Annotated in this window: 11 protein-coding genes; 6 read left to right on the top strand and 5 right to left on the bottom strand. The window is 71.9% G+C overall.

The features are described from left to right. Positions 1-128: 128 nt before the first annotated feature. On the bottom strand, positions 129-383 hold the full coding sequence (locus ABZ215_RS16130; protein ID WP_237338848.1) for a helix-turn-helix transcriptional regulator: 255 nt from the start codon (positions 381-383) through the stop codon (positions 129-131). A 72-nt stretch (positions 384-455) separates the two neighbouring features. Here ABZ215_RS16130 and ABZ215_RS16125 point away from each other — a divergent pair, with 72 nt between their 5' ends. Then, positions 456-740: a winged helix-turn-helix domain-containing protein gene (locus ABZ215_RS16125; protein WP_020421550.1), complete on the top strand. Its 285-nt coding sequence runs from the start codon at positions 456-458 to the stop codon at positions 738-740. Here the strand turns inward: ABZ215_RS16125 and ABZ215_RS16120 are convergent. Beyond that, the gene (locus tag ABZ215_RS16120; RefSeq protein WP_354950117.1) at positions 737-1,792 is read right to left on the bottom strand and encodes a DnaJ domain-containing protein; all 1,056 of its coding nucleotides are present in this window, start codon (positions 1,790-1,792) and stop codon (positions 737-739) included. The two genes, ABZ215_RS16125 and ABZ215_RS16120, sit on opposite strands and share 4 nt — an antisense overlap. A gap of 54 nt (positions 1,793-1,846) precedes the next feature. On the opposite strand from ABZ215_RS16120, the gene ABZ215_RS16115 reads away from it, so the two are divergent. Further along, positions 1,847-2,419, top strand: a complete 573-nt coding sequence (locus ABZ215_RS16115; protein ID WP_354950116.1) for a hypothetical protein — start codon at positions 1,847-1,849, stop codon at positions 2,417-2,419. Here ABZ215_RS16115 and ABZ215_RS16110 read toward each other — a convergent pair. From ABZ215_RS16110 to ABZ215_RS16100, 3 genes are read right to left on the bottom strand one after another with little or no spacing between them, the layout of a single operon-like run. Continuing rightward, positions 2,403-2,795: a DUF2237 domain-containing protein gene (locus tag ABZ215_RS16110; RefSeq protein WP_020421547.1), complete on the bottom strand. Its 393-nt coding sequence runs from the start codon at positions 2,793-2,795 to the stop codon at positions 2,403-2,405. The two genes, ABZ215_RS16115 and ABZ215_RS16110, sit on opposite strands and share 17 nt — an antisense overlap. Then, positions 2,792-3,295 carry a GNAT family N-acetyltransferase gene (locus ABZ215_RS16105; protein WP_354950115.1) on the bottom strand — a complete coding sequence of 168 codons (504 nt, stop codon included), beginning with the start codon at positions 3,293-3,295 and terminating at the stop codon, positions 2,792-2,794. The genes ABZ215_RS16110 and ABZ215_RS16105 overlap by 4 nt, the downstream gene beginning before the upstream one ends. A gap of 7 nt (positions 3,296-3,302) precedes the next feature. Continuing rightward, positions 3,303-4,691, bottom strand: coding sequence for an MFS transporter (locus tag ABZ215_RS16100; protein WP_354950114.1), 1,389 nt, complete (start codon positions 4,689-4,691; stop codon positions 3,303-3,305). 103 nt (positions 4,692-4,794) lie between these two features. Here ABZ215_RS16100 and ABZ215_RS16095 point away from each other — a divergent pair, with 103 nt between their 5' ends. The 4 genes from ABZ215_RS16095 to ABZ215_RS16080 are packed head-to-tail and all read left to right on the top strand — an operon-like array spanning position 4,795 to position 7,424. Continuing rightward, the gene (locus tag ABZ215_RS16095; RefSeq protein WP_020421544.1) at positions 4,795-5,337 is read left to right on the top strand and encodes a UGSC family (seleno)protein; all 543 of its coding nucleotides are present in this window, start codon (positions 4,795-4,797) and stop codon (positions 5,335-5,337) included. Further along, the gene (locus ABZ215_RS16090) at positions 5,334-6,374 is read left to right on the top strand and encodes a hypothetical protein (protein WP_354950113.1); all 1,041 of its coding nucleotides are present in this window, start codon (positions 5,334-5,336) and stop codon (positions 6,372-6,374) included. Before ABZ215_RS16095 ends, ABZ215_RS16090 begins: the two co-directional genes overlap by 4 nt. Further along, positions 6,371-6,607, top strand: coding sequence for a hypothetical protein (locus ABZ215_RS16085; RefSeq protein ID WP_020421542.1), 237 nt, complete (start codon positions 6,371-6,373; stop codon positions 6,605-6,607). Before ABZ215_RS16090 ends, ABZ215_RS16085 begins: the two co-directional genes overlap by 4 nt. Continuing rightward, positions 6,597-7,424 (top strand): SDR family oxidoreductase, encoded by an 828-nt coding sequence (locus tag ABZ215_RS16080; protein WP_237338800.1) that lies wholly within the window; start codon positions 6,597-6,599, stop codon positions 7,422-7,424. Before ABZ215_RS16085 ends, ABZ215_RS16080 begins: the two co-directional genes overlap by 11 nt. The last annotated feature ends 192 nt before the right edge of the window (positions 7,425-7,616 follow it).

Here is a 7,616-nt window from a genome sequence, read left to right as displayed (position 1 = left end):
GTCAAGGCGGGAAAGCGTGCCTTGACAACCCTGGTCGGCGACTAAAGATCGGCTGTGGATCGGGGGCGGGGGAGGTCTGGTTGGGGTGGTCGGTGCTGTTTCGTTGCCGGGCGGCGGTTTGTGAGTCGCTAGTCCCGGTCGTCCAGCAGCTCCGCCGGGTGCACTCCCATTGCCTCGGCCAGGCGGAAGAGCGTGTCGAGCGTGATGTTGCGCGTTGGGCGCGGGGAGCCTTGCGCGAGTCTCGAACGTTCCAGTTCGGCGATCACCGAGCGGGACACCCCCGCCCGGTCGGCGAGGTCGGCCTGGCTCAGGTCCCGGTCCCGCCGCAGCTTCCGCACGCGCGTCGCCAGGGCGCGTAGCCGGGCGTCCAGCGCCTCCTCCATCGTCACAGCGTCGCAGCCTACCAACGGTCCCGCTGAGCCGACTTTTTGTCTTTTCTATGCTACCGTGGAGGGGTGAACAGAGAACTCCCCGCCACCGGCCCTGCCTACCTCTACGACCTCGTGGCCGACGACCTGGCCCGTCGCATCGAGACGGGTGAGCTCGCGGTCAACACGCCGCTGCCGGCCGAACAGACGCTCGCCCGGCAGTACGGTGTCTCGCTCGGCACGTGCCGCCACGCGACGAAAGTCCTGCGGGATCGTGGGCTCGTGCGGACGATCCCGTCCAAGGGCACGTTCGTCGCGGAGCGGCCCAACCGTGCGGCCGTCTACTGCTTCGAGCCGTACCTCGTGGCCTAGACGACCTGCGCGCGCACCTTGCGCAGCAGCCGCACGTCCACACGCGCCGGCTCGGCGGCCAGCCAGTCGCCGATCACCTGCACGAACTGGTCCGGCGTCATCGGCGGCGCGGGCACGTCGAAGTCCTCGTCGGTGGTGATCTCGCCCGTCCGGCTCGGGTACACGATCAACGCGCCCCGGATCTCCGCGCCCGGCAACAACGCGCGGAAGGCGTCGAGAGCCTCCGGCAGCTGCGTCGCCCCACCGCGGAAACGACGGTTGTCCCGCCACAGCTCGCCGTACTCGTCAGCCGCGTAATGACCGGGCAACCACGTCTTCGACTCGATCAACACCAGCCGCCGACCCGCCAGCACAGCGTGATCGATGTCGGCGAACACCGAACCCGGCCAGGCCAGTCCGTGGAAGATCCGCGCCCCCGGCAACCGCGTCAGGTACCGCTCCAGCAACTCCGCCGTCAGCCGCTCGCCCCACTGGTCCGGCTCCGCACCGGGCGCCCCGAACACGACCGTGCCACCGAACTCGTCATCCACCGCACGCTCGGCCCGTGCCATCTCCCGGTGCTGCCGCACCAGCCAGATCGCCACCGCCGACGCCAGCACCAGCCACACCGCGACAGCCAGCGCGCCCGCCATGATCGGCAGCACCACCAGCAGCAACCACGCCAGCAACAAAGCCGCCGGAGCGTGCCCCGGCGCCGCCCGGTCCCCCGTCCGCGCCTTCTCCCTGGCCGCGTCCCACCACTCCAGCGCATTCGGGTCCAGCACCGGCAACTCGGCCGTGAAACTCGGGTCCTCACCCAGCTTCCGCCCCGGCCGCCGCGCCCGCACCGGCGACGAGGTCGTGGCCGCGCGGTCCAGCGCCCGGTCGTACGCCGCGCGCTGCAACGGGTCCACCAGCACCTCGTAGGCCTGCCGCAACGCCTGGAACTCGTCGGGCGAACCACCGGCGTCCGGGTGCGCGGTGCGCGCCCGCTGGCGGTACGCGGACTTGATCTCCGACGTCGAGGCACGCCGGTCCACCCCGAGCAGGTCGTAGTAGCCCTCGCCACGCACGCGGTCACTTTATGTGGTCTCCGATTTCGCGCCACATGTGGCTAGAGTCAGCCGATGGTCCTCGACATCACGGACAGGCTGGGCATCCGCACCGGCCGCCACGTCGCGCCCGCCGGGCTCGCCGCGATCGTCCTCGGGGCCGCCCTCTTCGTCCTCCCACCCCACAGCACCCTCGCCGCGATCGCGCTCGCACTGGTCGGCGGCGCGGCCTTCGCGCTCGGCACCGCCCGCCGCGCGAACGGCCGGTGGTGGGCCCTCGTCGCCGGCCTGATCAGCGCGGCGCTCCTCTTCGCCGCACTGACCGTCGCCGGCCGCGGGCTCGCGCTCCGCGCCTTCGGCCAGGCCGAGACGTGCACGGTCACCGACCGCGTCATGATCGAGACCGGCGCCCGCTACCACCACTACGGCTTCGTGCACACCCTCGCCTGCGGCAGCGGCACCCTGATCATCCGCACCGACCCCGGCGACCGCGTGCCCGTCGGGACCGCGGTGCCGATCCTGACCAGCGACCTCATCGAACCGGACTTCGCCGACCGCCACCCCCTCCTGCTGGAGGTGCCCGCCGTGCTCGGGGCGATCGCGCTGACCGCCGTGCTGGTGCGGCGCTCCGTCAGGTTAGCGAACTAGGGTCCGCAGGCACGTCCACCGCGTGCCGCTGCAGCGCCTCCAACGGCACGACGTCCAGCGCCCGCTCGTGCGTCGACGCCAGCACCACCGGCGCGGCCACCCCCGCCTCGTACGCCTGCAGCCACCGCGCGGCCACCACACACCAGCGGTCACCGGGCTGCAACCCGGGGAAGCCGTACTCCGGGCGCGGCGTGGACAGGTCGTTGCCGACCCCGCGCTGGTACTCCAGGAACTCCTTGGTCACCACGGTGCACACCGTGTGGCTGCCGAGGTCGTCGTCACCGGTGGTGCAGCACCCGTCCCGGTAGAAACCCGTCATCGGATCGGTGCCGCAGGGCTCGAGTTCGCCGCCCAGAACATTGCGATCGGTCGTCATGGCAGTCCGTGCTGTCGTATCCAATCGTCCTTGGTCAGAGCGTACTCGACGTCACCGTGTTCGGCCCCCGGAAGCGGATCCGGCCAGTCTTCGTGGAACGTGCGCACGTACCGCAAACCGGACTTCTCCATCACCCGCCGCGACCCGGTGTTCACGGCCATGGTGAACGCCACGACCCGCTCGACGTCGCCGTCGGCGAACCCGTGCGCGATCAGCGCCCGCGCACCCTCGGTCGCGTAGCCGCGGCCCCAAAACCGCCGTCGCAACCGGTAGCCGAGTTCCACCTCGCCGCCGCCGAGCGGGCGGAACTCGAACCAGCCGGTGAACTCGCCGCCCGCCTTCTCGACCGCGGCGAAGTACCCCTCCCGCCCGGCCACGTCGCCGGCGGCGGCGTCGCCCAGGTATCGCATGACCTCGGGGTCGCTGTCCAGGTCGGCCACGAGGTCCGCGTCGGCAGGGGTGAGGGGCCGCAGGATCAGCCGCTCGGTCTCCAGTCGCACGCCCCGATCATGCCCGGACCCGCTCCGCCGAGTCCCGCCCGGCGCTGATCGCCGTCAGGGACCGTCCCGTCGTCGGGATGGCCAGGTAGAAGATGATCAACGCGGCGAACACGTACCCGGCGGCGAGCACCAGCATCGACACGTGCGGTCCCGCCGCCGCGACCGCGACCAGCACCACCGACTGCAGCACTCCGCCGGTCTGACCGAGCCCGCCGGCCAGCGAACCACCGCTCGCGCGGGCGTGCGTCGGAAACACCTCCGCCGCGTAGGAGAAGCCGGGCACGAACAGGATCGGCCCCGCCACCTGCGTCAGCACCGACCCGAGCACCACCGCCGCCGGGTGGCCGGAGGTGACCGTGACCAGCAGCGGGCTCAGCGTCGCCAGCGCCAGGCCCAGCACGATCAGCTTCTTGCGCTCCACCCGGTCGATCACGAACGGCATGACGCAGTAGGTCGCGACCCCGGCCAGCGTCCCGATCGCCAGCAGCATCGTCCCGCTGGACAGGGACAGCCCGAACTCGGTGAGGATCGTCGGCTGGAACGTGATCGTCGCCCGCACCGACCACTGCACCCCGAACCAGAACCCGATCACCACCAGCAGCCGCTGCAGGTACGGCGGGCGGAACAGCATGCGCAGCGGGAACTTCTCGCCCGCGGTGTCCGGCGGCACGTCCGGGACCGCGGGCAGCGCGTGCCCGGCCGCCGCCACCCGGCGCTCCAGCGCGGTCGTGATGCGGTCGGCCTCGTCCAGCCGCCCGCGGGTGGCCAGCCAGCGCGGCGACTCCGGGATGATCGGCTCCCGCGTGAAGAACATCAGCACCAGCGCGACCGCCCCGATGCCGAACAGGATCCGCCACCCGACGTTTTCCACGGGCACCAGCGCGGTCGACAGGAACGCGGCGGCCACCGCGGCGACCCCGGACCAGAACACGTTGTAGGCGAGGTACTTCCCGCGCCGCGCGGCCGGGGAGAACTCCTGCACCAGCGCGGTCACCACGGCGATCCCGCCGCCGGTGGCGAACCCGGACAGCACGCGGAACACCAGCAGCGACGGCGTGTCCCAGGCGATCGCGGTCAGCAGCGCGGTCACCGTCAGAGCGCCGAGGCCGAGGAAGAACGACCGCTGCCTGCCCAGGATGTCGCCCAGGAACCCGAACAGGATCGCGCCGAGCGCGGTCGCCACGAGATTGCCGGTCAGCATGACCGTCACCTGGGTTGCCGTCAGGTGGAAGTGCTCTTTCAGCACGGGCAGCGAGTAGCCGACGATCGACACGTCATAGATGTCGACGAAGTACGCGATGCCGAGGATCGCGAACGCGGCCTTCGGCAGTCCCCAGCCGGGGAGGCGGTCGATGCGGGCGTTGATCACGGCGCTGCCGCGGAGATCGGCTGGCAAGGCGGAGGTCCCTTCTTCCGGTGACGCGTCAGGCCATTACCGATCACGGCCGCGGAACCGGCAAGCGGGGTCACCGCCCCACGGAAGACAAGGAGTCGCACCGATGGTTGAGGCCATACTCGATCCGACGGGCGGGCGGCGCGCCGTCGCGCAGGGCGCCGCGGTGCTCACGCCGAACCGGCTCAAGCTGGCCGGCGCGACGATCGGGCTGCTGGAGAACACCAAGAAGAACGCGGCGCCGTTCCTCGCCGAACTGGGCAGGCTGCTCGTCGAACGGCACGGCGCGGCCGGGGTGGTCGCCCGCACCAAGACGGCGTTCGCCATGCCGATCCCCGAGGAGCAGCTGGCGGAGCTGGCGCGGACCTGCGACGCGGTGATCACCGGCGTCGGCGACTGCGGCTCGTGCAGCGCATCGGCGGTCGCGGACGGGATCGCGTTCGAGCGCCACGGTATTCCGGCGGCAGTCATTTGCAGTGACGCGTTCATCGTGACGGCGGACGCGATGGCCGGGATGCGTGACGCGACCGGCTACCGCTACGTCGTCACGCCGCACCCGGTGGCGGTGCTCGGGCCGGACGAGGTCCGCAAGCGCGCCGAGGAGGCGCTCGACGACGTCGTCGCGATTCTGACCTCGGTGGCGTCGTGACCGCGCCCGATCCCGTCGTCGCGCAGGAGGCGATCGAGTACTGCTACGAGCAGGGCTGGACCGACGGGCTGCCGGTGGTGCCCGCGTCCCGGTCGCTGGTCGATGAGTTCCTGGCGCGGACCGCGCGCGCTCCGGAGGAGGTGATCGGCCGGGTCGAGCAGCTGGACCGCGAGTGCACCGTCGAGCAGGCCGCGATCAGCGCGGCGATGGCCGGGTGCCGTCCCGAGTACTTCCCGGTCGTACTGGCCGCCTGGGACGCGCTGATGCTGGACCGCGCGGCCCGCGGTGGTGGCTGGCAGAGCACGAGTGGGCCGTCGCCGATGCTCGTCGTCAACGGGCCGGTGCGCCAGGAGCTCGGGTTCAACAGCACCGGCGGCGTGTTCGGGCCCGGCTTCCGTCCGAACGCGACAGTGCCGCGCGCGATCGGCCTGATGGTGCGCAACGCGTTCGGCATCCACCCGCACGTCCTCGAACAGGCGACCCAGGGGCTGCCCGGCCGGTGGCAGATCTGCTTCGGCGAGAACGAAGAGGAAAGCCCGTGGGAGCCGCTGTCGGTGTCCGCCGGGCTCGGCGACGGGGTCAGCGCGGTCACGGCGATGCTGCTGCGCACCGTCGAGTACGTCGACAACCGGCACACCCAGGACCACGAGCAGGTGCTGTGGGACCTGGCCGACACGATGTCCCGCACCGGCGCGCTGATCTTCCGCGAGGCCTCCTACGGGCTGGTGCTCGGGCCGGAACACGCCCAGCTGCTCGCCAAGAACGGGATGTCCAAACAGGACGTCCAGGCCTGGATGGTCGAGCACGTCGGCCGCGCCGGGCGGGATCTGCGGCGCGCGGGCAAGAGCCTGGGGGAGAAGCACGTGCGGGGAGCGTCCGATTCCACCGACGGCGACGACGAGTTCCAGCGGTTCCTGCCCTCGCCGCGGCACGTCCCGGTGGTCGTGGCGGGTTCCCGCAACGCGGCGATGTCGATGGTGGTGCGGGTGTTCGGCGAATGGTCCGGCAAGGCGGTGGCAGTGGAGGGAACGGCATGATTGACCAGACCGGCCTGGAGGCGATGCGCACGACGCTCGCCGCGGACGGCTACGCCCTGGACGTCGCCGAGGAGGGCGGCCGGGTGGCGGTGCGGATCTCGGTGGCCGATCCGGCCGCGTGCGCGGACTGCCTGGCACCGGAGCCGATCATGCGCGGCATCCTGCACCAGTCGCTCGGCGTGCCCGAGCAGGCGATCGACCTGACTTACCCGGGAGACCACGATGACCAGTGACCCACTGGCCGCGGCAGGTCCACTGTGGATGTCCGGCCGCCGGGCGATCGTGAGCGGTGGCGGACTGTCCGGATCGGCGGGCGGCGTCGGGTACGCGGTGAGCCGGGTGTTCGCCGCGCAGGGCGCCCGGGTCGCGGTGCTGGACCGCGATCCGGCCGCGGGCAAGCGGACGGTGGCCGACATCGAGGCCGACGGCGGCGAGGCGATCTTCATCCAGGCCGACCTGACCCGGGACGAGGACTGCGAGCACGCCGTCGCCGCGACCGCCGAGGAGTTCGGCGGTGTGGACGCGCTGGTCAACAGCGCCGCGTCGGGTGATCGCGCCGGGGTCTTCGACGTCACGCCGGAACGCTGGGACGAGCTGATCGCGCTCAACCTCAAGACGGCGTGGATGATGACGCGTCACGCGGCGGACGCGATGACCGGTGGTGGCGCGGTCGTGAACATCTCGTCCGCAGCGGTCACCGCGGCCGGGCCCGGCACGGTGTACGGGATCGGGAAGGCCGGGGTGGAGCACTTCACGCAGGGCGCCGCCTCGACGCTCGGCCCGCGGGGGATCCGGGTGAACTGCGTGCGGGTCGGCGCGATCTGGTCCTCGATGGCGGCGCGGGACCTGCCCGAGGAGATGCGGGAGGTGCGGGCGAAGGGCGTGGCGCTGCAGACGGAGGGCACCGGGTGGGACATCGCGTACGCCGCGTTGTTCCTGGCCAGCGACCGCGCGCGGTGGGTTTCGGGCGCGGTGCTGCCCGTCGATGGAGGCGGCCCGCACCGCGCCGGCTTTCCGAGTCGCTCCGCCGACGCTGCCCGCAATCGCTAGGCGGTCGCGCCCGGTGGGTTTCGGGCGTGGTTGTGCCGGTCGATGGAGATGGCCCGCACGGTGCCGGTTTTCCGAGCCGTTCGGCCTAGGCTGCTCGCAATCGCTAGGCGGTCGCGCCGCCTGGGGAGGTCGCCGGGACCCGTCCGCCGCCTGCGTCCTTGTGGCCCGGGTCGGTGGTCGGGCGCGGTGCTG

The organism is Amycolatopsis sp. NPDC006131, assembly GCF_040614175.1.
In the GTDB taxonomy this organism is placed as follows: domain Bacteria; phylum Actinomycetota; class Actinomycetes; order Mycobacteriales; family Pseudonocardiaceae; genus Amycolatopsis_E; species Amycolatopsis_E tucumanensis.
The sequence above is the reverse complement of the archived record's forward strand: the minus strand, read 5'-3'. Positions and strand labels throughout refer to the sequence as shown.